The organism is Roseospira goensis (assembly GCF_014197795.1).
GTDB classification, from domain to species: Bacteria; Pseudomonadota; Alphaproteobacteria; order Rhodospirillales; family Rhodospirillaceae; genus Rhodospira; species Rhodospira goensis.
The window spans coordinates 51,904-72,514 of the sequence record NZ_JACIGI010000012.1 but is presented as its reverse complement, the minus strand read 5'-3'; the positions used below and the strand labels follow the sequence as shown (position 1 = coordinate 72,514).

Annotated in this window: 21 protein-coding genes; 9 read left to right on the top strand and 12 right to left on the bottom strand. The window is 66.1% G+C overall.

The window, feature by feature from the left end:
- Window positions 1-582: 582 nt before the first annotated feature.
- Window positions 583-1,080, top strand: coding sequence for a hypothetical protein (locus GGD88_RS08955; RefSeq protein WP_184434393.1), 498 nt, complete (start codon window positions 583-585; stop codon window positions 1,078-1,080).
- 49 nt (window positions 1,081-1,129) lie between these two features.
- Window positions 1,130-2,158: an ImmA/IrrE family metallo-endopeptidase gene (locus tag GGD88_RS08950; RefSeq protein ID WP_184434391.1), complete on the top strand. Its 1,029-nt coding sequence runs from the start codon at window positions 1,130-1,132 to the stop codon at window positions 2,156-2,158.
- Here the strand turns inward: GGD88_RS08950 and GGD88_RS08945 are convergent.
- The 6 genes from GGD88_RS08945 to GGD88_RS08920 form a co-directional block, all read right to left on the bottom strand.
- Entirely contained in the window at window positions 2,155-3,087 is a 933-nt protein-coding gene (locus GGD88_RS08945) for an alpha-glutamyl/putrescinyl thymine pyrophosphorylase clade 3 protein (protein WP_246423669.1), read from the bottom strand. The genes GGD88_RS08950 and GGD88_RS08945 overlap by 4 nt on opposite strands.
- Window positions 3,077-4,102 (bottom strand): thymidylate synthase, encoded by a 1,026-nt coding sequence (locus GGD88_RS08940; RefSeq protein ID WP_221237070.1) that lies wholly within the window; start codon window positions 4,100-4,102, stop codon window positions 3,077-3,079. Before GGD88_RS08940 ends, GGD88_RS08945 begins: the two co-directional genes overlap by 11 nt.
- Window positions 4,103-4,335: 233 nt before the next feature.
- Window positions 4,336-4,653, bottom strand: a complete 318-nt coding sequence (locus GGD88_RS08935; protein ID WP_184434379.1) for a HigA family addiction module antitoxin — start codon at window positions 4,651-4,653, stop codon at window positions 4,336-4,338.
- Complete coding sequence (locus GGD88_RS08930; protein WP_184434375.1) at window positions 4,653-4,937, bottom strand: type II toxin-antitoxin system RelE/ParE family toxin; 285 nt, start codon at window positions 4,935-4,937, stop codon at window positions 4,653-4,655. The genes GGD88_RS08935 and GGD88_RS08930 overlap by 1 nt, the downstream gene beginning before the upstream one ends.
- Window positions 4,938-5,239: 302 nt before the next feature.
- Window positions 5,240-6,472: a relaxase/mobilization nuclease domain-containing protein gene (locus tag GGD88_RS08925; protein WP_425502584.1), complete on the bottom strand. Its 1,233-nt coding sequence runs from the start codon at window positions 6,470-6,472 to the stop codon at window positions 5,240-5,242.
- Between the two features lie 57 nt (window positions 6,473-6,529).
- A complete protein-coding gene (locus tag GGD88_RS08920) occupies window positions 6,530-6,922 on the bottom strand; it encodes a plasmid mobilization relaxosome protein MobC (RefSeq protein ID WP_184434368.1) in 393 nt (130 codons plus the stop codon).
- 535 nt (window positions 6,923-7,457) lie between these two features.
- Between GGD88_RS08920 and tcuA the strand changes: the two genes are divergently transcribed.
- From tcuA to GGD88_RS08905, 3 genes are read left to right on the top strand one after another with little or no spacing between them, the layout of a single operon-like run.
- The gene (gene tcuA / locus GGD88_RS08915) at window positions 7,458-8,762 is read left to right on the top strand and encodes an FAD-dependent tricarballylate dehydrogenase TcuA (RefSeq protein WP_184434365.1); all 1,305 of its coding nucleotides are present in this window, start codon (window positions 7,458-7,460) and stop codon (window positions 8,760-8,762) included.
- Window positions 8,749-9,861 carry a tricarballylate utilization 4Fe-4S protein TcuB gene (gene tcuB / locus GGD88_RS08910; protein ID WP_184434362.1) on the top strand — a complete coding sequence of 371 codons (1,113 nt, stop codon included), beginning with the start codon at window positions 8,749-8,751 and terminating at the stop codon, window positions 9,859-9,861. Before tcuA ends, tcuB begins: the two co-directional genes overlap by 14 nt.
- Window positions 9,839-10,606, top strand: a complete 768-nt coding sequence (locus GGD88_RS08905; protein WP_184434359.1) for a cobalt-precorrin-6A reductase — start codon at window positions 9,839-9,841, stop codon at window positions 10,604-10,606. Before tcuB ends, GGD88_RS08905 begins: the two co-directional genes overlap by 23 nt.
- 90 nt (window positions 10,607-10,696) lie before the next feature.
- Here GGD88_RS08905 and cobJ read toward each other — a convergent pair whose 3' ends face one another.
- From cobJ to GGD88_RS08890, 3 genes are read right to left on the bottom strand one after another with little or no spacing between them, the layout of a single operon-like run.
- Window positions 10,697-12,463, bottom strand: coding sequence for a precorrin-3B C(17)-methyltransferase (gene cobJ, locus GGD88_RS08900; RefSeq protein WP_184434356.1), 1,767 nt, complete (start codon window positions 12,461-12,463; stop codon window positions 10,697-10,699).
- Window positions 12,460-13,203, bottom strand: coding sequence for a precorrin-2 C(20)-methyltransferase (locus GGD88_RS08895; RefSeq protein WP_184434353.1), 744 nt, complete (start codon window positions 13,201-13,203; stop codon window positions 12,460-12,462). The genes cobJ and GGD88_RS08895 overlap by 4 nt, the downstream gene beginning before the upstream one ends.
- A 1-nt stretch (window position 13,204) precedes the next feature.
- Window positions 13,205-13,837: a precorrin-8X methylmutase gene (locus tag GGD88_RS08890; RefSeq protein ID WP_184434350.1), complete on the bottom strand. Its 633-nt coding sequence runs from the start codon at window positions 13,835-13,837 to the stop codon at window positions 13,205-13,207.
- 214 nt (window positions 13,838-14,051) lie between these two features.
- Here GGD88_RS08890 and cbiE point away from each other — a divergent pair, with 214 nt between their 5' ends.
- Entirely contained in the window at window positions 14,052-15,293 is a 1,242-nt protein-coding gene (cbiE, locus tag GGD88_RS08885; protein ID WP_184434347.1) for a precorrin-6y C5,15-methyltransferase (decarboxylating) subunit CbiE, read from the top strand.
- Complete coding sequence (cobF, locus tag GGD88_RS08880; protein WP_184434344.1) at window positions 15,290-16,072, top strand: precorrin-6A synthase (deacetylating); 783 nt, start codon at window positions 15,290-15,292, stop codon at window positions 16,070-16,072. Before cbiE ends, cobF begins: the two co-directional genes overlap by 4 nt.
- 169 nt (window positions 16,073-16,241) lie before the next feature.
- On the opposite strand, the gene gatB is transcribed toward cobF, so the two are convergent.
- From gatB to gatC, 3 genes are read right to left on the bottom strand one after another with little or no spacing between them, the layout of a single operon-like run.
- Complete coding sequence (gene gatB / locus GGD88_RS08875) at window positions 16,242-17,717, bottom strand: Asp-tRNA(Asn)/Glu-tRNA(Gln) amidotransferase subunit GatB (RefSeq protein ID WP_184434341.1); 1,476 nt, start codon at window positions 17,715-17,717, stop codon at window positions 16,242-16,244.
- Between the two features lie 4 nt (window positions 17,718-17,721).
- On the bottom strand, window positions 17,722-19,212 hold the full coding sequence (gene gatA, locus GGD88_RS08870) for an Asp-tRNA(Asn)/Glu-tRNA(Gln) amidotransferase subunit GatA (protein ID WP_184434338.1): 1,491 nt from the start codon (window positions 19,210-19,212) through the stop codon (window positions 17,722-17,724).
- Between the two features lie 11 nt (window positions 19,213-19,223).
- Entirely contained in the window at window positions 19,224-19,511 is a 288-nt protein-coding gene (gene gatC / locus GGD88_RS08865; RefSeq protein WP_184434335.1) for an Asp-tRNA(Asn)/Glu-tRNA(Gln) amidotransferase subunit GatC, read from the bottom strand.
- A 107-nt stretch (window positions 19,512-19,618) separates the two neighbouring features.
- On the opposite strand from gatC, the gene ruvX reads away from it, so the two are divergent.
- Together ruvX and GGD88_RS08855 are read left to right on the top strand one after the other, a co-directional pair.
- Window positions 19,619-20,110 carry a Holliday junction resolvase RuvX gene (gene ruvX, locus GGD88_RS08860; protein ID WP_184434333.1) on the top strand — a complete coding sequence of 164 codons (492 nt, stop codon included), beginning with the start codon at window positions 19,619-19,621 and terminating at the stop codon, window positions 20,108-20,110.
- Complete coding sequence (locus tag GGD88_RS08855; RefSeq protein WP_184434330.1) at window positions 20,107-20,595, top strand: PilZ domain-containing protein; 489 nt, start codon at window positions 20,107-20,109, stop codon at window positions 20,593-20,595. Before ruvX ends, GGD88_RS08855 begins: the two co-directional genes overlap by 4 nt.
- The last annotated feature ends 16 nt before the right edge of the window (window positions 20,596-20,611 follow it).

The following is a 20,611-nucleotide window of genomic DNA, read 5'->3' as shown; positions in this document are numbered from 1 at the left end:
GGATAAACGGTCCGGTCCGGCGGGGCGGGCAGATATTGGGCAGTTTTTGCCCTTGGCAGCGCCACGCTCCGGACACAGAAATAGGAAAGACTTCCAATTATATACAGGAACGACATTAATTTGTAAACGAAAGAATGAAGGCACTATCGGAAATATCGGATAACGTTTTTCTCCTTTGTTTTCCTTCATACTTGAAAAAGGGGTGCGCATGCACCCCTGGCCCTCGCCGAGAGTGGGGGTAGCAAGCGCAAGGAGGCTCCGAACGAGGGGCCCCGCGATGCTGGGATACGTTTGAATGCCTTGCGCGCGCCAGGGGCGAAGCCCCTTAGAAAAACAACCAAACACCCGATTTGGATGCGCAGCACGCGAGGTGGACGAGAGTACGGGCAAGGCTCGATCTTGCACCAGTTCGGTTGGGGATTTTTCCGGTGCGGTGTGGTCTGCCTGTGGGCCTAAAGGCAACAATATGGTACCCTTCACTTAAGTGCTGCTGCGTCGTAGGTGGAGTGCCGCAGGGAAGAAGTTGAAAAAAGGTAACAAGGCACGTCCATTCCGCGCACAACCCAGTGGACAATCAAGGGTATGTTGAGGTACAAGAAATTTGACTTTTTTCGACGATCCCCTCTGCTGCCCGCTTTCACTTGGGGCGAGCCAGACAGTTATTGCGCACTCCGATTAGTCGCAGGGGCGGTTTCTGCGCAAAAACTGGCAGGACTTGGGAGTGTCCTGGCCGCCGGACTGAAAGTAGCCGGTCAAAAATGCGGGGGTGTTTTGTTAATTTCTTACGACACTCAGTTACTTCAACAAATATGCTTCCGCTCTTGTGCTGCCAGAGAACACTTAGGGGAAGAGGCGGCAACTTGCTTGCAAGCGCGGCATTCCGATATTCAGGCAGCAAAGAACGTCTATGAACTTCCCCTAGGGCGGGTTTCCATAGACGGTAACTTTTGTGCGTTTACCTTCAGAAGTATTTTGTCAATATTTATGGTCCCAAATTACGGTGCAGTTGAAGATGATGGTATTTATGACTGGTCTACGGTGGGGCGGGTAAAGATCGTGGGAATAAATGATGTCAAATGAAGCAATCAGAGAAAAGCCTGATTGGGTGTCTCCGCCCGGACATACCATATTGAGCATTCTCGAAGAGAAAGAGCTGACGGTTGAACAATTTGCTTGCGCAATTGGCAGATCTACGGCCGTAGCGCAAAAAATTCTTGACGGCGTTCAAGTCGTAGATTCGGAGCTAGCGCAACGACTGTCTCGTACACTTGGCGCTTCTGATACGTTTTGGCTGGCACGAGAATACGACTACCGTGCGAGCCTAGGTTCGCCGAAGAACACCAAGGTCGCAAGCTTAGCTGAGCTTTTGGGTCGGCTTCCCTTGAGCGACATGCAGAAATTTGGCTGGATCGACAGGGCTCAATCAAAAGATGAGAAGATTGCGGCATGTTTGACATTTTTTGGTGTGTCATCGCTTGCGCAGTGGCAAGGCCGATATGAATGCGCATTTCAACAAGCATCCTACCGACGCTCGACAGCATATGCCTCGTGCGAGATCGCGACAACGGCTTGGCTTCGTCAAGGAGAGATTGAAACAGAGTACGATAAGGTCGGCGACTGGTCGCCAAAGAATCTTAGAAGTAAGATTTCGCATTTCCGGCGGTTGACATGGTACAAAAGTCCAGCACTGTTTTTGCCCAAACTGAAGGAATTTCTTGCCGAGTGCGGCGTTAAATTTGCAGTTGTCAGGGCACCAAAAGGATGCTCAGCGAGTGGTGCCGTGAGGCTAATTTCACATGGCACGCCCCACATTCAGCTTAGTTTTCGGTTTCTGTCCGACGATCAGTTTTGGTTCTCGTTCTTTCACGAGATTGGCCACTTGTTGCTTCATTATGACAGAATGCCGATTTTTGAGAACGGGGGAACAGTGGAAGAAATTTGCGAACGGGAAGCAAATGAATTTGCGGCAAATGTTATTGTCCCAGTACAGTATCGTGAAGAAATGGCCTCCCTTGGCGCGGCCCGTTTGCCGATTATCAATTTCGCCAAGAAAATTGGCGTAGCGCCTGGACTGGTTGTTGGTCAACTCCAGCACGAAGGACTCATTGATTTTAAGCAAATGCAGCACCTAAAACGCCGCTATCGTTGGGTCAACTAACCACGGAAGTATACGTATTTGTCGGGGCTTTTTTGCCAGTTGCACAAAGCGTCTTCAATTACCTGTGGGTTGACATCGAGGTAATCAGCTAACCTAGTGCAGGCACTTTCGAGTGTATTCGTATTTGTCTGGGATCCAAAAAGCGACTTGGCACCAGCTTTTGGGCCGGTCGACTCAGAAATGTAAGCTTTGTCTGGAACAATAGGTGCAATCGAAAGACTACCCAGGTAGCACAGTAGATCAAACTTACCCAAGCGTCCAAGCTTGGATACCTTGTTAAGGTCTTTGTATAGGTAGGAAAAAACTTCTTTTGGGTTCTGCCCTACCGTTTTATGTACCTGTCGTATTAGATCATCGTGAGAGCCGTATTCGGCTATCCAACGGATATAAGATGCAACGGCTTGCCCGGTGCCCTTTGGTCCAGGCTTCAAGGTTTCAAATTTCCTATGATTGCCAAAACGCCGTGAGCGCCCTGAGGCGGTGACTGTAGGATAGATGGAGTCCAACCAAAGAGATATTGCTAGTGGGTCCCGGCTTGCGGTAGGCCAATCCCAAGCTCCTCCTTGCCCAAAGCGGCCATAGAAGTCTTCAGTGAGGTTCCATCCATCGATCTTGTGTTTGCCAAAATGAGTAGCAAGATAGACCAGCCAAAAAGCGTCATCCAATCGTCCCGCCTTGTGCAGAACTACCGCGCCACCAAAAGGGGCAAAGCTGCCCGAATAAGGTGTATGTAGGCTTGCCGATTTTGCTCTTATTGATACGACATGAAGGTATTCGATTCGACGAATACTGTCGATTATCTGCTGTGCGAGCACAAACCTGCGCTCTGGATTCGAGATTCCTGGAAGATTGATCTCCGTTTCGGAAAAATTTTTAAGGGTGGCAGTGATATCATTAGATATACCCTCATTTTTTATTCTAACTGTCATATCGGTCACCTAGATCAAGTTTAATCTGAGTCGGCCCACTATTGGCTGATTTCCGGGTAGTTTTTGGTTTTCGCAAAAAGAAGTTCATGTAGAACGAGTCTGAAATCTGCGAAAAATTTTCCTCCAGTATCTTGTTTCCCCTTTTCAGTTTTCCGTCAGCATGCCGTAGAAGTACTAGTGAAAGATCGCGCCAATAGGTTGGTAGATCAATTTGCGAAGCTGTCGTGATCTTTCCTTGTCTAATCGATTTCTCGGTTATTAGGAATGCAGCCAAGTTGTCGCGTTGACAGCCTGACGGCATTTCCGGCATTGCAAAGGTTGGGTTTTGGTATCCTTCATTGAGGTACCTTGAAATATCATTTGAGTTGTGTTCGTAAAGGTGGAGGCTGGTCGCGAAGTGATGATAGTCGCCAACCTCTACATCAAGAGAGCGGGCAATAAGCTCTTGGATCATAGTGAAACAAAATACATCATGGACAAAACCCATATAGGCGTCGTTGGATCGCATCATGGTAATCATGTGTAAGCGGCTGCGTCGACAAATAAACTGCAAAGCAACAGTGCATGGATTCTCGGATCTATTAGGCTCTAGATCATTGGCTTCAATTATCGAAATTAATGCTCGGCGTGTATCGGGCTTCTTTTGAAGTAGATCAATCACCCTTTCAATCTGGTTAACAGACCTGCCAAACTCACCAGTTCCTATCAGGCGAGGGCCATAGGCTTCTTCAATAGATCCGGAGGCTTCCTTGGGAGGGTAATCCTTTATGTAAAAACGAATAAAATCAAGGTCGGCGCTGCCGCTCATGTACCAACAAAATTCGGCTAGCGCTGAGATTAATCGCCCTCGTGTAGATGTTGCGCTAATTCTAGCGCGTGGATTTGTAAGTTTGATCTTTGCTCCAAGAAGATCTTGTCCACTTCCCTTACTGGCTACAAACGTGTCGGCACTCTTCGAAAGCTTATCGTAAAGCTTTCGCAATATCTCATCCAAAAAACGGCCCTCGATATCCATAGCTCGATGGTAGCGGTTAGTCGATTGGATTGAAAGGGTATTCCGCATTCTTAGCACGTAAAAAGCGTTTAGGGAATAGCATCCTGGGCTTGTGGGCAGAAGGAGTAGGGGTGACGCCGCTATGTACACTTAAAGGATCTAAGGCCGGCCATTTCTGCGGCTCAGCGTCCAAAACCGCAGTATCTCTCGGTGAGCTGAGTGCGGCGATCTGGTGCGTTCAGTTCCGAACGAGTTCAAACCGTCTGCCGCCCCTCCACATACCGCTGCACATTCAGTTCCGCTGCCCGGCTGCGGATCGTCATGCTGTCGTAGAGCGCCTGCATGCGCAGAAGCAGGTCCGCTTTCACGTCAAAGGCCAGTTCGATCCGCATGGCCATTTCCGGCGAGAGCGAGGATTTCTCGTTCGTGAGGTCGGACAGGGTGGCGGCGCGCACGCCCAGCACCTTCGCGGCCTTGGTAATCGTAAGCCCGAGTTCGTCCAGAATCTCCTCCCGGATAAATTCGCCCGGATGAACCGGGGCCATTCCCATTTTCAGTGGTTCTCTTTCCATCAGTGATAATCCTCCAAATTCAGGTCAACAATCGCGCCGTCTTCGATTTTGAAGGTCAGTCGCCAATTCCCGGATACCGAGATCGACCAGTCACCGGCGCGGTCCCCCGTGAGTTGGTGGATGCGCCAGCCGGGCGGGCCGTTCAGGGTGTCCATGTCCGGCGCGGCGGCCAGCGCGAACAGGACCCGTCGAACGCGGGCAACCAGGGACGGCTTCACGCCCTTTGCATTGCCGGTCAGGTAGAGTTCCCGTAATCCCTTATGACTGAATGAAACAATATCCATTCCTTGTATCATACGGTATTGCCGTATGCCTGTCAAGCGTGATGAAAAAGAAGGCGGTGCAGCGACAGATTCAGACCAGCAGACCGGATCACGATCCGGTCTGAGGGCTGCGAGTGATGGACCGGCGATACGGTCCGATGGCACTGAACCCGGCTCGATGCCGGGGGCGCGCCACGGCAGGGGGGATGCAACGGGGGGCGGCACGCCCCCCTTGCCAAGATGGTGCTGTATTACAGCACACATCTTGCGGAACGCGATAACGGGGGTGCCGTGACCCTGTGTGAAACGTTTATGCACCGGGTCTACAGCCCCAGGGAAAGGCCGCTGTCCGCCCGGCCTCGCGCGTTTTCAGTATATCGCCACGGTCCAGGATTGTCCTGCCGTTGGGTTTCGCCCTGGGTTCGGTCGCTCTCGATTTCCCGCAGCATCTCGGCGTGGTGGTGCCGGGCGTTCTGTATCCGGGCCTGCAAGTCCTGGCGTTCGGTCATCTGCGTGAGAATGAGGGTGTCGCGCTCGTCCCCGTCCCGGCAAAGCGCGGCATAGGTTTCGGCCTCGTTCTGGTGTCGCAATCGGGCATAGCGTCCGGTGAGGCGGTCCCAGAACCCCTGGAGCCCTCGGCTCATACGGTCGGATCGGGCGCGGGTTTCGGTGTCCCAGCGCTCGCGCTGGCTTTCCTTCAAGGCGGCACGGTCGGCGCGGTGCCGCTGCGTCACTTCCTGGCGCTCACGATCCAGTGTCCTGAACGCGGCGGCCATGCGGTCATGCGCTTCCTGGATAAGCCGCTGCCGGGTCGAGTCCATGTCTCGCGCCATGCGGACGCGGGCCTCCTCGACGCCGGGCAGGGTCTCGGCGGGTCCCAGCTTGGCGTTCACGTCCTTGGTCTTCACGGCGGCATAGCGGGCAATCGACAACACTTCCCCCTCGTGGGTGACGGCGACGTGGCCGCGCCGGTCGCCCCTGGCCAGGATCAGGCCGCGCGCCTCCAGCGCCTCGGAGAAGGCGGCGCGCGAGTCGGACGCGGCCCAGCACTCCCGAATCATCTCCTTGAGGTCGCGGGCGTTCCGGCCCATCCGTTTGGCCTGCTGCCACTCGGTCAGGGTGAAGGTGCGCGGATCGCGGGCCTCGCTGTTCATCAAGCCGCGCGGCAGGGTCCATCCGTGCTCCAGGTACAGCGCGCGGGAGATGTCGCGGAGCTTCCGTTTGAAGTGGGGAAGGTTGCGGGCGGTCATGGTGTCCGCGTCGATGCGGCTCCAAACCGCGTGGGCGTGCCGCCGTCCTTCCTTTTCGTGGAAGACGATGGCGCGGGGCTGGCCGCCGAGGTTCAGCTTTGTCTCGATGCGCGCCAGCGCGTTCTCGAACGCGACGACGGGAACGGCCTCGCCCGGTGGCGGACTCAGGCTCAGGGAAAAGAGGAACTGGCGGCATTTGGTGCCGCGCGCGACGGCCTGGGCCTCCTTCAACGCGCCGGTGAGGTCGGCGGAGACGAAGCCGCGAATCTCGTGCACCTCGACGTGCTCGTTCTCGTCGGCGCGCAGAAGATGGAGCGCCAGGGCCTTCGCCCCGCCGCGTTGGGATGCCTTCAGGATAATGGATCACCGCTCCCGGATGTCGAGCGCCTGCATAAGCGCCGCCTTCATGTCGGCAATGTCGGCGCTGGCGTCGGTCAGCGCGGCCCGGACCTCGGGCGTCATGGGGAGGGAGCCGCTGTTGGCGGCGCGGGCCAGTTGGTTGACGTTGCCGGCCAGGTGCGATTGCCCGAGGAGGGCGAGAACCTGGGCCAGGGCCTTGTCGTCCTTGATGGCGGGACGCCGCGCGGTCCGGCGCGGTGATTGCTCCTCGCCCTGGTCCTCGAACAGACGCGCGCGGATGTAGGCCCCGAGGGCCTGACGGCCCGCGCGGTTCTCCAGCGCTTGACGCTCCTCGGGCGTCAGGCGGATCGAGAACGGGGCCGATCCTGTCGTGGTGTGTTCGGGCATGGCGATCATGAAAAAGCACAGAGCATCGCCCCCGGTCCGAAAGGACCGGAGCGGCGCGCGTTTGTCAGTTGTCAGGGTAAATCAGGAAGTCCGCCGCCCCGGGCGGACTTCGGGTGAAATTGGGTCGGTATCAGTTTGGGGTGAAATCTGGATACGGTGCGTCACAGTCCTCAAGGACTGTGTTCCATTCTTCCAGTGTTTCGAGTATAAGGTTCGAGTCGGATGGCGTTACGTCCACCAATGAAAGAAAAAGGGGTCACCGCGCAGCGGCGACCCCTTTTTCTATGGCTGTTTTCTATGGCTGTGCCACAGAAGGCGCCACAGGTGCCCTCGCTGGCGCTCCTTTCGCCTGGTACAGCTGGGGTGCGGGCTTCGGCCGCGCGGGCTCCGGGCCCTTGGCGCCGGCGGGACCGGGCGCGAGACTGTCCGCCAGGACCACCAGGGACCGGCACCACCGGAATCGCGCCATGCCCGGCCGACACGACCGACCAGGATCGGCGCCGGCTTGATCGCGCCACCGGTCCCTCCGAACCCTGTCGTGATCATGCCAGCAGCCATCCCCTCCGACGGACATGGACCCGACATCCTGGTGGCCGGCGGCGGTCTGGCCGCGCTGTGCGCCGCCATCGCGGCGCGCCGGACCGGAGCGTCGGTCTGGCTGGTCGACGCGGCGCCGGACACGTTGCGTGGGGGCAACGCCCGCCACGGCCGCAACCTGCGCGTCGCCCATGACGGGCCCACCGCGCACGTCCCGGATCGCTATGCGGTGACCGAGTTGGAGGCCGACCTGCGGCGCGCCGACCCGGGCGCCGATCCACAGCTCCTGCATCGCCTGGCGATGGACTCCCGGGACGTGCCCCGCTGGCTGGCCGCGCAGGGGGTCGCGTTCCAGCCCCATGCGGCGGGCGCCCTTCCCTATTCACGCCGAACGGTGTTCCTGCTGGGGGGCGGCACGGCGATGGTCAACGCCCTGGCCCGGACGGCTCGCCGGCTGGGGGTCCGCGTGCTGCACGAAACGACCGTTGAAGAGGTCGCTCCGGGCGGACATGCCGTTCTGCGCGCCCGGGAGGGGCGGGCCGAGGTCTGCGCCCGCGCAATCGTGGCCTGCACGGGCGGCTTCCAGGCCAATCGACCCTGGTTGCGCGACGCCTTCGGGTGCGCTGCCGACGGCTTCGTCAACCGCGGCACACCGTACGCCACCGGCCGCGTTTTGCGGGCGCTGCTGGACCGGGGCGCGGCACCGGTGGGCCATGCGACACACGCCCATCTCGTTGCCGTCGATGCGCGCGCGCCCGCCGACGACGGCGGCATCGTCACCCGTGCCGACGGCATGGCGTGGGGCCTGGTGCTGGATCGCGACGGCCGGCCGGTGCGCGACGCGACGCACGAGACCGGCTCGGCGCGCTACTCCGGCTGGGGGCGACGGGTCGCCGCGTGTCCGGGCGGACTCGCCCATGTGATCCTCGACAATGCCGGGGTGGCGCGGCTCGGCCGTCGGGTGTATGCCCCCCGGACCATGGCCGACACCGACACCCTCGCCCAGACCCTCGGCGTCGATCCGGCACGCCTGGCCGCCACGCTCGCTCGGGAGGGACCGGCGGGCGGGCCGCCCTGGCATGTGCTGTCCATCCGCCCCGGGATCACCTTCACCGGGCTCGGCGTGCGGGTGGACCCCGACGGGCGGGTGCTTGACCGGTGCGGCGCCCCTGTGCCGGGTCTGTTTGCCGCCGGCATGATCATGGCCCCGGCCGTGCTCGGCGGCCGATATCTGTCGGGAACCGCCCTGACGGTCTGCGCGGTGTTTGGCCGGCGGGCCGGGGAGGCGGCGGCACGCCATGCCCACGCCTGACACGATGATCCTGGATGAGGCGCGACGGCAGATGACGGTATGTGTCGTCTGCAAGTACTGTAACGGCTATTGCGACGTCTTCCGGGCGGCCGACAGACGGCCGGCTCTGTCCGACGCCGACCTGTTGTTTCTCGCCAACCTCTGCCACCACTGCCGGAACTGCTGGTATGCCTGCCAGTATCGGCCCCCGCATGCCTTCGCCGTGGCGCTGCCGGCGGCTCTGGCGCGCGTCCGGGTGCTGTCGTGGCGGCGGTTCGTGGGGCTGCGGCCGTCGCCGGGCGGACTGGCGGGACTCGCCCTGGCCGCAACCCTGCTGGTGCCGCTGCTGGCGGTGCTGCTGGTGCCCGCCGAGACGCTGTTCGCGACACACCGGGGACCGGGTGCCTTCCATGCCGTGATCCCGCGCGACGCGATGGTCTGGGGCGCGGCCCTGGCCATTCTGGGACCGGTGGGATGGGTCGCGGTGGCGATGGTCCGCTTCTGGCGCGCCATCGGCGCCGACACCTCAGGGCCCCAGGTGGCCGCCGCCGTGCCGCTGGCGCTGCGCGACATTGTCACCCTGCGCAACCTGTCCGGCGGCGGCGCGGGCTGCAACGACCGTGATGACGCGGCCTCCGGCGCGCGGCGCCGGGCGCATCATCTGGTGCTCTGGGGCTTTCTGCTGACGGTCGCCGCGACGCTGGCGGCGGCCGGGGCCCACCACCTGCTGGGGATGCGGGCACCCTATCCCTGGATCAGCGCGCCGGTGCTGCTGGGCACCACCGGCGGGGTCGCCCTGCTGGCCGGGGTGGCGGCGCTGGCCTGGATCAAGCACCGCGCCGATCCGGCCCCGGAGGCTCCCGAAACCCGCACCGCCGAATGGACCCTGCTGGCCGTGCTGGGGGCCGCTGCCGCCAGCGGCCTGGCCCTGCTGGTCTTGCGCGAGACGGCCGCGATGGGGATGCTGCTCGCCCTGCACCTCGGCACCGTGCTGGCCTTCTTCGTCACCCTGCCGTTCGGCAAGATGATGCATGCGCCGTTCCGCGCGCTGGCCCTGCTGCGCGCCGCCATCGACCGCCAGGAGACCGCCCGCCCCCATGCCCGCCCCCAAGACCCCTGACCGGCCCCGCGTGCTCATTCTGGGCGGCACCACGGAAGGGTATGCCCTGGCCGAGACCCTGGCCGCGGGCGGGCGCTGGGCGCCGGTCTCTTCCCTGGCCGGCCGCACGGCGAACCCGCGTCCGCCCGCCGGGGCCATGCGCGTCGGCGGCTTCGGCGGTCCGGAGGGACTGACCCGCTGGTTGATCGACGAGGGCATCGCGGCGGTGATCGACGCCACCCACCCTTTCGCCAGCCGCATGGGCTGGAACGCCGCCACCGCCTGTGCCGACTCGGGGGTCCCGCTGCTGCGACTGGAGCGGCCGAAATGGCAGCCCGGACCCGGGGACGCCTGGACCCTGGTCGGGGACTGGGACGGCGCCGTCGAGGCCCTGCGCGAGACGGGGGCGCGCCGGGTACTGCTGGCGGTGGGCCGTCAGGAAGTAGCGCCGTTCGCGGTCCTCTCCGACGTCTGGATGCTGATCCGCTCGGTCCAGGCCCCCGAGCCCATGCCGCCCTTCGCCCGGGCCGAGGTGCGGCTGGCGCGGGGACCGTTCAGCCTGGCGGACGAAACCGCCCTGCTGCGCGACCGCGCCATCGACACCATCGTCTGCAAGAACAGCGGCGGCGCCACCGACGCCAAGCTGACGGCGGCCCGCGCCCTGGGCGTCCGGGTGGTCATGCGCGACCGCCCGCGCCGACCGGAGACCGCCACCGTGCCGACCGTGGTCGCGGCGGCGGAGTGGCTGGACGGGCTCAGCCTTTAGGGCGGATCGCACGGCATTGGACCCGCGCCCGGGCTCCAATGCCGTGCGTGAATCCCCCCTAACTCTTTGTTTCAGGGCAGAGTCACGGGATCAATCCGGAACACGGCGTGAGTCAGATTGATCACGACCTGCCTTAGCGTACCACCTTGGGGAGTAGACCCACGCGCCGCCGTCCAGCGGACGGGAAAACGTCTGTGTGGCCGACGAGCCGACCAGGATCACCGTGCGCATGTCGGCGTCCTCCGGCCGCACGGTCCCCAGGGTGGTGACCCGGACGGTCTCACCGCGGCGGGCCACGTCGCGGGCCAGCACCACCGGCGTTTCCGGCCCCCGGATCGCGCGCAGGCGCTCCAGCGCCTGCCCCAGTTGCCAGGGCCGCGCCCGCGAGATCGGGTTGTAAAGCGCCAACGCCAGATCGGCACGGGCGGCATGGTCCAGCCGCTCCAGGATGACCGCGAACGGCTTCAGGTTGTCCGACAGCGACAGCACGCAGAAGTCATGCCCCAGCGGCGCGCCCACCCGGGCCGCCGCCGCCTGGGCCGCGGTGATCCCGGGCACCATCTCCAGGTCGACCCCCTGCCAGGAAGGGTCCGCGGCCTCGTGCAGGGTCTCCATCACCGCCGCCGCCATGGCGAAGACGCCCGGATCGCCGGAGGAGATCACCGCCACCCTGGCGCCCGCCGCCGCCAGCGTCAGGGCATGGCGGGCGCGGTCCAGTTCCTCGCGATTGTCGGTCGCATGGAGCGCCTGCCCCGGACGCGACACGCCGGCCAGACGCTCGGCCATGCGGATGTAGGTCTCGTAGCCGATCCAGTGATCGGCGCGGCGCAGCGCGGCGCGCGCCGCCGGGGCGAGCAGATCGGCGCCGCCCGGCCCCAGGCCGACCACCGCCAGATGCCCGCGCGGATGCCCCACGGGGCGCACCGCCTCGGGCGCGCGGGCGACCGCCAGCGCGATCGGCCCCGTGGTCCAGACCGGCCGATCCCGATCCGCCTCCGGCACGGCGGCGGCGGCCAGCGCGGCCGCATCGCCCCCATTCGGGACCAGGCGCACCGGGCAGTCCAGGGTGTCCGCCACGCGCTGGATCTCGCCACGGGCGCCGTCCGCCTCCCGCGCGAGCACGACCGCGACCGCCGCCCGCGCCAGTCCCGCCGTTGCCAGGGCCGCCGTCACCCGCTCCGGCAGCTCTTCACCGCCGCCGGTCACCCCGACCACCACGGTCTTCGGATGGAACACCAGCGCGCCGTCCTCCGGCGGGCGGTCGTCCGGGGTGACGCGGATGCACCGCTCCCCTTCCGGGGCGACCGGCAAACGGCTCTCCGCGAGCCACGGCGCGTGCCCCTCCAGTCGCACCGACGCGCCGCCCAGCAGGTCCGACATGAACGCCTTCGACGCCCCGGGATCGCGCGCGACATAGCCAGTCGGCGGTGCCTCCAGGGTCACCGCGAAGCGGACATCACCGGTCGTGGTGATCGCCGGCGCGACGCGCAGGACGTCGGCGATGCGGCGCGCCAACCCGTTGACCCCGTGCAAGCCGCCCAGCAACGGCACCACGGCGCTGCCGTCCTCCGCCACCGCCAGAACCGGCGGCTCCATCCGCTTGTCCTGCAACAGCGGGGCCAGGGCGCGGATGACGATGCCGCTGGCGCACAGGGCCACGATGGGCACGCCGTCCCGATGCAGCCCGCGCAGCGTGTCCCCGAAGGCGTCATAGGTCACGTCCGCGCCGTCGACCCGCCCCGACAGGCCGAACACACGCGATCCGGCGGGCAACGCGCCCTGGATCCGGCGCGCGGTCTCCAGGCTCCGCTGCCCCAGGACGACGATGGCGACGGCCGGATCTGCGCCATTGGTCATGGCGCCGCCCCCGGCCAGGTCCGCCCCGGAATCAGGATCAGGGAGAAATAGGGCACGGTCTCCGGCGCGACCTCGGCCAGGGGCAGCATCCGCTGGCTGGCCATGGTGGCGCGCTCCACGTACCGCGCGCGGTCCATCAGACCGAGGTCCTCGATCACCCGGCGGACCTTGGCGAAGGTCTTGCCCAGCTTCATCACGACCGCCGCATCCGCGTCGGCGAGCCGCCGGCGCAGATCGGCCTCCGTCATGACCCCGGAGAGCACGGCCAGGACCTGATCCCGATACACCAGGGGCGTGCCCAGTTGCGAGGCCCCGGCCAGGATGGAGCAGACGCCCGGCACCACCTCGGTCTCATAGCGGCCCGCGAGCCGGTCGTGCAGGTACATGTAGGAGCCGTAGAAGAACGGATCACCCTCGCACAGCACGGCCACGTCGCGTCCGGCGTCCAGATGCGCGGCGATCTCGCCCGCGCATCGGTCATAGAAGCCCTGGACCAGGCGCTCGTACTCCGGCGAGGTCGACGGCGTCTCGATGGTCACCGGAAAGACCATGGGCAGTCGGATCTGGTCCGGCCGCAGGTAGCCCTCCGTGATGGTCAGCGCATGCCCCTTGCGGCCCTGCGCGCTGGGGAAGGCCACCACCGGCACCGCCCGCAAGCGGTTCAGGGCCTTGACCGTGATGAGTTCGGGATCCCCGGGACCGACACCGAGACCGAACAGGCGTCCTTTCTGGTCCACCATGTCAGCCGTGCGTCTCCCGCCCCAGGGCGTTGACGGCGGCGGCGGCCATGGCGCTGCCGCCGCGTCGGCCGCGCAGGGCAACGAACGGCACGCCGCGGCTGTCGGCGATCAGGTCGTCCTTCGACTCGGCCGCGCCGACATAGCCCACGGGGAACCCCAGAATCAGTGCCGGGCGCGGCGTTGCGGGGTCGTCGAGCAGGGCCAGGAGGTGGAACAGCGCCGTCGGCGCATTGCCGATGGCGACCACGGACCCGGCGAGATGGGGGCGCCACAGCTCGACGGCGGCCGCCGACCGGGTCGTCTCCAGGTCCCGCGCCATCGGCGTGACCTCTGGTTCGTTCAGCGTGCAGACCACCGCGTTGTCGGCCGGCAGTCGCGCCCGGGTGATCCCTTCCGCCACCATGCGGCAATCGCACAGGATGGGCGCGCCGTCGATCAGGGCGGTCCGACCGGCGCGGCCGGCCCCCTCCGAGAAGGCCAGGTCGTCGACCACGTTCGGCATGCCGCAGGCATGGGCCACCCGCACCGCCACCGCCTCCAGGTCGGCGGGGATGCGGCTCAGGTCCGCCTCGGAGCGGATGATGGCGAAGGACTGCCGGTAGATGTCGTGCGCATCGCGGCTGTAGGCGGTCATGGCAGGCTCCGGAGGATTCAGGGGGTCTTGCGACCCCGCGGGACGGGCGCGGGGCATCCGATAGTCCGATCTCAGATGGGGTTATCTACACCGTGCCTTGGCGGCGGGAAACCGGAAACCGGCGCCCATGGCCCGGCTGCGGGACCGCTTGTCACGGCCCGGCCCCGGGGCGTATCACCACGCTCGTTTTCCCAGAGAACGGACGAGAGGACGGATGGACCCCTGGCTGACGGTCGTCGGTATCGGCGAGGATGGATGGGACGGCCTGGGCGCGGCGGCCCGCCGGGCGGTGCGGGAGGCGCCGGCGGTGATGGGCGGGGCGCGTCATCTGGCCCTGCTGCCGGAGATTCCCGGGCAGGCCCGTGAGACCTGGCCGTCGCCGTTCGCCGACGGGTACGACCGAGTGATGGCGCGGCGGGGCTCGCCGCTGTGCGTCCTGGCCAGCGGCGATCCGATGTTCTTCGGGCTGGGGGCCAGCCTGGCGCGGCGCCTCCCCGCCGCCGAGATGCGCGTCTTCCCGGCCCCTTCCTGCGTCTCGCTGGCGGCGGCGCGGCTAGGCTGGGCGCTGCACGAGACGGCCACCCTGCCCTTGCACGGCCGCCCGCTGGCGGCCCTGCATCCGCTGCTGCACGACGGCGCCCGCCTGCTGCTGCTGGCGGAAAACCGCGACACCCCGGCGCGGGTCGCGGCCCTGCTGACGGCGCGCGGCTTCGGGGGCAGCGCCGTGACCGTCCTGGAGCACCTGGGCGGCCTGCGCGAACGCCGCTTCGAGGGCCGCGCCGCCGGGTGGCCACACCCGCCCGGCGCGGATCTGGCGGTGATCGCGGTGACCTGCGCGGCCGACGGCGGCACCGCCGGCGGCCTGTCGCGGCTGGCGGGCCTGCCGGACGACGCCTTCGACCACGACGGCCAGATCACCAAGCGCGATCAGCGCGCCGTCACCCTGGCCCGGCTGGCACCGCGCCCGGGCGAGCTGGTGTGGGACGTGGGCGCCGGCTGCGGTTCGATCGGGATCGAATGGATGCGCACGCACCCGGCGTGCCGGGCCATCGCCGTCGAACCCCGAGCCGACCGCCGCGACCACATCGCCCGCAATCGCGAGGCGTTGGGCGTGCCCGGGCTGGTCATCGTCCCCGGCGAGGCTCCGGCCGCACTGGAGGGCCTGGAGCCACCCGACGCCGTGTTCATCGGCGGCGGGGTGACCGCCGATGGCGTATTCGACGCCTGTTGGACGGCCTTGAAGCCGGGCGGCCGCTTGGTCGCCAACGCCGTGACCCTGGAAGGCGAGGCGATGCTGACGGCCCTCCAAGCACGGCTGGGCGGCGCGTTGACCCGCCTGTCCGTGGCGCATGCGGCACCGCTGGGCGGGTTCCACGGCTGGCGCCCGGCCATGCCGGTGACCCTGCTCGCGCTGCGCAAACCGTCCACCGAGACTGAAGAGGCCCCCACGCCATGAAGACCATCCTGCTCATCGGCATCGGGCCGGGCGATCCGGACGCCCTGACCCTGGCCGCCGTCAAGGCGATCCGGCGCACCGATGTGTTCTTCTTCCTGGAGAAGGAGGGCGAGGGCAAGGACTCCCTGATCCGGTTCCGCCACGACATCCTCGCCGAGCACGCCACCGATCGCCCCTACCGCATCGCCACCGGCGCCAGCCCGAAGCGGGACCGGGCCTCGGCCGACTATCGGGGCGCGGTCGAGGACTGGCGCCGCCGCCGCACGCAGGTGATCGCCGACCTGATCGACGCCAACATGGACGACGGCGAGACCGGGGCGTTCCTGCTGTGGGGCGACCCGGCCCTGTACGACGGCACCATGCAGAACCTGCACGACCTGATCGCGGAGGGCCGCGAGGACATCGCGTTCACAGTGATTCCCGGCATCACCTGCATTCAGGCGCTGACCGCCCGGCACCGCCTGCCCCTGAATCGTGTGGGCGAGGACATCGTCATCACCACCGGCCGCCAGATCGAGACCGGCGACCCGGCGGCGGTCCGCAACAGCGTCGTGATGCTGGATTCGCGCGATGCCTACATGCGGCTGCGGGACCAGACGGATTTGGACATCTACTGGGGCGGCGATGTGGGCAGCCCGGACGAGGTGCTGTTGTCCGGCCCACTTGACGCCACCGCCGACCGGATCGCGGAGACCATCAAGGCCCAGCGCGCCCGCAAGGGCTGGGTCATGGACACCTATATCCTGCGGCGGCGGACGCGACCGCGGGATCGGGACTAGCGCCGATCGCTCGAAATCGGACCCACCGGGGTGAGGCCGATTTCGAGCGTGACTCGGCCGGAGGGCCGACCATCGGCGCAGCGCGCCCGCAGCGGGGGGGCATCGGCGCCGGATGGCCAAGAGCCCCCCAGGTCTTGAACCTGGAGGTCTCGAACCTGGGACCCCCTGGTCAGCCCAGTATCTTCTTCTTCAACAACTCATTCACCATGCCCGGGTTGGCTTTGCCCTGGGTGGCTTTCATGACCTGGCCGGTGAACCAGCCGAGGAGTTTTTCCTTGCCGCCCTTGACCTGCTCGACCTTGTCCGGGTTGGCGGCCATCACCTGATCAATCGCTGCCTCGATGGCGCCGGTGTCGGTGACCTGCTTGAGGCCGCGCTCCTCCACGATGGCATCGGGGGCACCGCCGGTCTCCACCATGATCTCGTAGACCTCCTTGGCGATGCGCCCGGAGATGGTGTCGTCCGCGATCAGGTCGATCAGTTTCCCCAGGTTCTCCGCCGAGACCGGGCTGTCTTCGATGCCCACGCCCCTCTTGTTCAGGGTGCCGAACAGGGTGGAGATGACCCAGTTGGCCGCCGCCTTGCCGTCCCTTCCCTTGGCCACCGCCTCGAAGAAATCGGCCTCCTTGCGGTCCACCACCAGCACCGAGGCGTCGTAGGGGGTGAGGCCATAATCCGCGATGAACCGCGCCTTCTTGTCGTCCGGCAGTTCGGGCAGGGTGGCGCGGATGCGATCGACGAAAGCGTCGTCGAAGGTCAGCGGCAGCAGGTCCGGGTCCGGGAAGTAGCGGTAGTCGTGCGCCTCCTCCTTGCTGCGCATGGACCGGGTCTCGCCCCGCGCCGGGTCGAACAGGCGAGTCTCCTGTTCCACCTCGGCGCCCGATTCCCAGATTTCGATATGGCGCATCGCCTCGACCTCGATGGCCTGCATGACGAAGCGCACCGAGTTGACGTTCTTGACCTCGCAGCGCGTGCGCAGGCCGGGCTCGCCCACCTTGCGCACCGACACGTTGACGTCGGCGCGCATGGAGCCCTCCTCCATGTTGCCGTCGCAGGTCCCCAGGTAGCGCAGGATGGAGCGCAGCTTGCGCAGGTAGGCGCCGGCCTCCTCCGGGCTGCGCATGTCGGGCTTGGAGACGATCTCCATCAGCGCGACGCCGGAGCGGTTGAGGTCGATGAACGACCGGCTCGGGTGCTGGTCGTGCAGCGACTTGCCGGCGTCCTGCTCCAGGTGCAGGCGCTCGATGCCGACGGTGCGCGACGCGCCGTCCGGCATGTCCAGCACCAGCGAGCCCTCGCCGACGATCGGCTGTTCGTACTGGCTGATCTGGTAGCCCTGCGGCAGGTCGGCGTAGAAGTAGTTCTTGCGCGCGAACACGCTGGTCGTGTTGATGTGCGCGCGCAGGCCCAGGCCGGTGCGCACCGCCTGCTCGACGCAGGCGCGGTTGATCACCGGCAGCATGCCCGGCATGGCGGCATCGACCAGCGAGACCTGGCTGTTGGGCGCGGCGCCGAAGGTGGTGGAGGCACCGGAGAACAGCTTGGCCGTGGAAATCACCTGGGCGTGCACCTCCAGGCCGATCACCACCTCCCAGTCGCCGGTCTCGCCGCGCAGGCGATAGCTCGTTTCGGGCGTTGCGTCCATGGTCTCAGCCCTCCAGCAGGCGCGGCTTGGCGGTGAAGCCGGCGGCCTTCTCCAGCGCGCGCCCGGCGCGCAGCACGGTTTCCTCGTCGAACGGCCGGCCGATCAGTTGCAGGCCCTGCGGCAGCCCCTCGGATGTCAGCGCCACCGGCACCGACAGGCCGGGCAGTCCGGCCAGGGAGGTCGGCACGGTGAAGACGTCGTTCAGATACATGGTCACCGGATCGTCGATCTCGGCCCCGATCGGGAACGCCGCCGACGGCGTGGTCGGGGTCAGGATCACGTCCACCCCGCCGTCGAAGGCGGCCTTGAAGTCCTGGGCGATCAGTGTCCGCACCTTCTGGGCCTTGAGGTAATAGGCGTCGTAGTAGCCGGCCGACAGGGCGTAGGTGCCGATCAGGATGCGGCGCTTGACCTCGGCGCCGAAGCCGGCGGCGCGGGTCTTGCAGTACATGTCGTTGAGGCTGTCGCCCTCCTCCAGCACCCGCAGGCCGTAGCGCACCCCGTCGTAGCGGGCCAGGTTCGACGACGCCTCCGCCGGGGCGATGATGTAGTAGGTCGGCAGCGCGTACTTGGTGTGCGGCAGGCTGATGTCGACGGTCTCGGCGCCGGCATCGCGGAGCATCGCCATGCCCTGCGCCCAGATGGCGTCGATCTCCGGCGACAGGCCCTGCTCGGGGCGATACTCTTTCGGGATGCCGACCTTCAGCCCCTTGACGCCCTGCTCCACGGCGGCCGCGAAGTCCGGCACCGCGACCGGGGCGGACGTGGAATCCTGCGGGTCGTGCCCGGCCATGGCGCCCATCATGATGGCGGTATCGGTGACCGTGCGAGCCATCGGCCCGGCCTGGTCCAGGGACGAGGCGAAGGCGACGATGCCCCAGCGCGAACAGCGGCCATAGGTCGGCTTCAGGCCGACGATGCCGCAGAAGCTGGCCGGCTGGCGGATCGAGCCGCCGGTGTCGGTGCCGGTGGCGGCCATGGCGATGCGCCCGGCCACGGCGGCCGCCGATCCGCCGGACGAGCCGCCCGGCACCAGCGTGGTGTCCGGATCACCCGCCCGGGTCCAGGGGTTGACCGCGTTGCCGAAGGCGCTGGTCTCGTTCGACGAGCCCATGGCGAACTCGTCCTGGTTGGCCTTGCCCAGCAGCACGGCGCCGGCGTCCCACAGCTTGGCGGAGACCGTGCTCTCGTAGGGCGGCACGAAGGTGCCGAGGATGGTGGAGCCGGCGGTGGTGCGCACCCCGTTGGTGCAGAACAGGTCCTTCATGGCGATGGGGATGCCCTCCATCGTCCCGGCCTGGCCGGCATGGATGCGGGCATCGCTGGTCTTGGCCATCGCCAGCGCGCGCTCGGCGGTCGGCGTGATGTAGGCGTTGAGGCCGGCGCGGGCCTCCATGGCGGCCAGATGCGCCTCGGTCAGCTCGGTGGCCGTGAAGTCGCCGGCCGCCAGCCCGGCGCGGGCCTCGGCGATGGTCAGGTCGGTCAATGCGGTCATCGCGCGGGCTCCTACTCCACCACCTTGGGCACCAGATAGAATCCGTCCTGGCTCTCCGGTGCGTTCGCGGTCACCCGCTCCGGATAGCCGCCGTCGGTCACCACGTCGTCGCGCCACGGCAGCGTCATCTCGGCGACGCTGGTCATGGGCTCCACGCTGGTGGTGTCCACCTCCCCGAGTTGCTCGATCCAGTGCAGGATTCCGGACAGCTCGCGCGACAGCGGATCGAGTTGATCGTCCGGCACGGCGACGCGGGCCAGGAAGGCGATGCGGTGGACGGTTTCTTTGTCCAGGGACATGGAGTAGATCTCTCCGCTTTCGGACCATCGGTCGGGCGGCTCATGTGTACTCGGAAGGCTCGCGGGTTGGCAACCGGCACCGGCCCGCCGGCGGGGCGCGGATCGCCATGATCCTGCGCGACGCCGGCGCGATGGCGGCGGCCCTGCCCGCGCGCGGGGCGCTGTTCGGGCTCGACCTGGGCACCAAGACGCTGGGGATCGCGGTCTGCGACCCGGGCTGGCACATCGCCTCGCCGCTACAGACACTGACGCGGACCAAGTTCACCCGCGACGCCGCCGACCTGTTCGCGCTCATGGACGCGCGCGCCGCCGTCGGGCTCGTCCTGGGCTGGCCGCGCGAAATGGACGGCACCGAAGGGCGGCGTTGCCAGGCGACCCGAAGTTTCGCCAACAATTTGTTGAAAAGCCGAGACGTTCCCCTACTGTTGTGGGATGAACGCTTGTCCACCAGTGCGGTGGAGCGCATGATGGTGCGCGAGTTCGACATGAGCCGGCAGAAGCGCGCGGCCCGTGTGGATGCGGCCGCCGCCGCGTACATCCTGCAAGGGGCGCTGGATGCGCTGGCCCGCCAGGGGCCAGCCGGAGGGAGCGACCGATGAGCGAGACGGAAGACGCCGGCGGCCCGGCGAACGTGCCTCCCAAACGCCGCAAGGCCCGGCGCAAGAAGGTGTTCAAGGGGGCGCGATTGATCCTCGGCGGCGGCCTGTCCTCCGTCGACTGCATCGTCAAGGACATCTCCGCGACCGGGGCGCGCATCAAGCTGCCCGATGTGACGCAGCTCGCCGGCTCGCTGTCGCTGGCCTTCGGCGACGGCGAGAAGCTCGAAGCCGACATCATCCGGTCCGCCGGGGTCGAACTCGGCATCCGGTTCCGGCCCGGTCAGCGCCCCACGCTGGCGCCCCCGCCCGACCTGCTCGAAACCGTGCTGTTCGAGCTGGAGTCGCCCTGGCTCGGCGAGGTTCTCGATCAGCTTGCCCTGACCGACGCCTACCACGAGCCCGAGGTGGCCGAAGCCGCCGGACAGCTCCGCGAGGCCTACGAACAGCTCCGCCTGGCGATCGAGGCCCGCGTCGGCAGCTACTGAGCCGCCGCACCCGTCC

Coding starts and splice junctions, on each gene's coding strand:
- GGD88_RS08905 (WP_184434359.1), top strand. CDS start 9,839: ATGCCCGCCCCCAAGACCCCTGACCGGCCCCGCGTGCTCATTCTGGGC.
- GGD88_RS08930 (WP_184434375.1), bottom strand. CDS start 4,937: ATGGATATTGTTTCATTCAGTCATAAGGGATTACGGGAACTCTACCTG.
- gatA (WP_184434338.1), bottom strand. CDS start 19,212: ATGACCGCATTGACCGACCTGACCATCGCCGAGGCCCGCGCCGGGCTG.
- GGD88_RS08855 (WP_184434330.1), top strand. CDS start 20,107: ATGAGCGAGACGGAAGACGCCGGCGGCCCGGCGAACGTGCCTCCCAAA.
- GGD88_RS08955 (WP_184434393.1), top strand. CDS start 583: ATGTTGAGGTACAAGAAATTTGACTTTTTTCGACGATCCCCTCTGCTG.
- cbiE (WP_184434347.1), top strand. CDS start 14,052: ATGGACCCCTGGCTGACGGTCGTCGGTATCGGCGAGGATGGATGGGAC.
- GGD88_RS08920 (WP_184434368.1), bottom strand. CDS start 6,922: ATGATCGCCATGCCCGAACACACCACGACAGGATCGGCCCCGTTCTCG.
- tcuA (WP_184434365.1), top strand. CDS start 7,458: ATGCCAGCAGCCATCCCCTCCGACGGACATGGACCCGACATCCTGGTG.
- tcuB (WP_184434362.1), top strand. CDS start 8,749: ATGCCCACGCCTGACACGATGATCCTGGATGAGGCGCGACGGCAGATG.
- GGD88_RS08895 (WP_184434353.1), bottom strand. CDS start 13,203: ATGGTGGACCAGAAAGGACGCCTGTTCGGTCTCGGTGTCGGTCCCGGG.
- gatC (WP_184434335.1), bottom strand. CDS start 19,511: ATGTCCCTGGACAAAGAAACCGTCCACCGCATCGCCTTCCTGGCCCGC.
- GGD88_RS08935 (WP_184434379.1), bottom strand. CDS start 4,653: ATGGAAAGAGAACCACTGAAAATGGGAATGGCCCCGGTTCATCCGGGC.
- cobJ (WP_184434356.1), bottom strand. CDS start 12,463: ATGACCAATGGCGCAGATCCGGCCGTCGCCATCGTCGTCCTGGGGCAG.
- cobF (WP_184434344.1), top strand. CDS start 15,290: ATGAAGACCATCCTGCTCATCGGCATCGGGCCGGGCGATCCGGACGCC.
- GGD88_RS08945 (WP_246423669.1), bottom strand. CDS start 3,087: ATGACAGTTAGAATAAAAAATGAGGGTATATCTAATGATATCACTGCC.
- ruvX (WP_184434333.1), top strand. CDS start 19,619: ATGATCCTGCGCGACGCCGGCGCGATGGCGGCGGCCCTGCCCGCGCGC.
- GGD88_RS08940 (WP_221237070.1), bottom strand. CDS start 4,102: ATGGATATCGAGGGCCGTTTTTTGGATGAGATATTGCGAAAGCTTTAC.
- GGD88_RS08890 (WP_184434350.1), bottom strand. CDS start 13,837: ATGACCGCCTACAGCCGCGATGCGCACGACATCTACCGGCAGTCCTTC.
- gatB (WP_184434341.1), bottom strand. CDS start 17,717: ATGGACGCAACGCCCGAAACGAGCTATCGCCTGCGCGGCGAGACCGGC.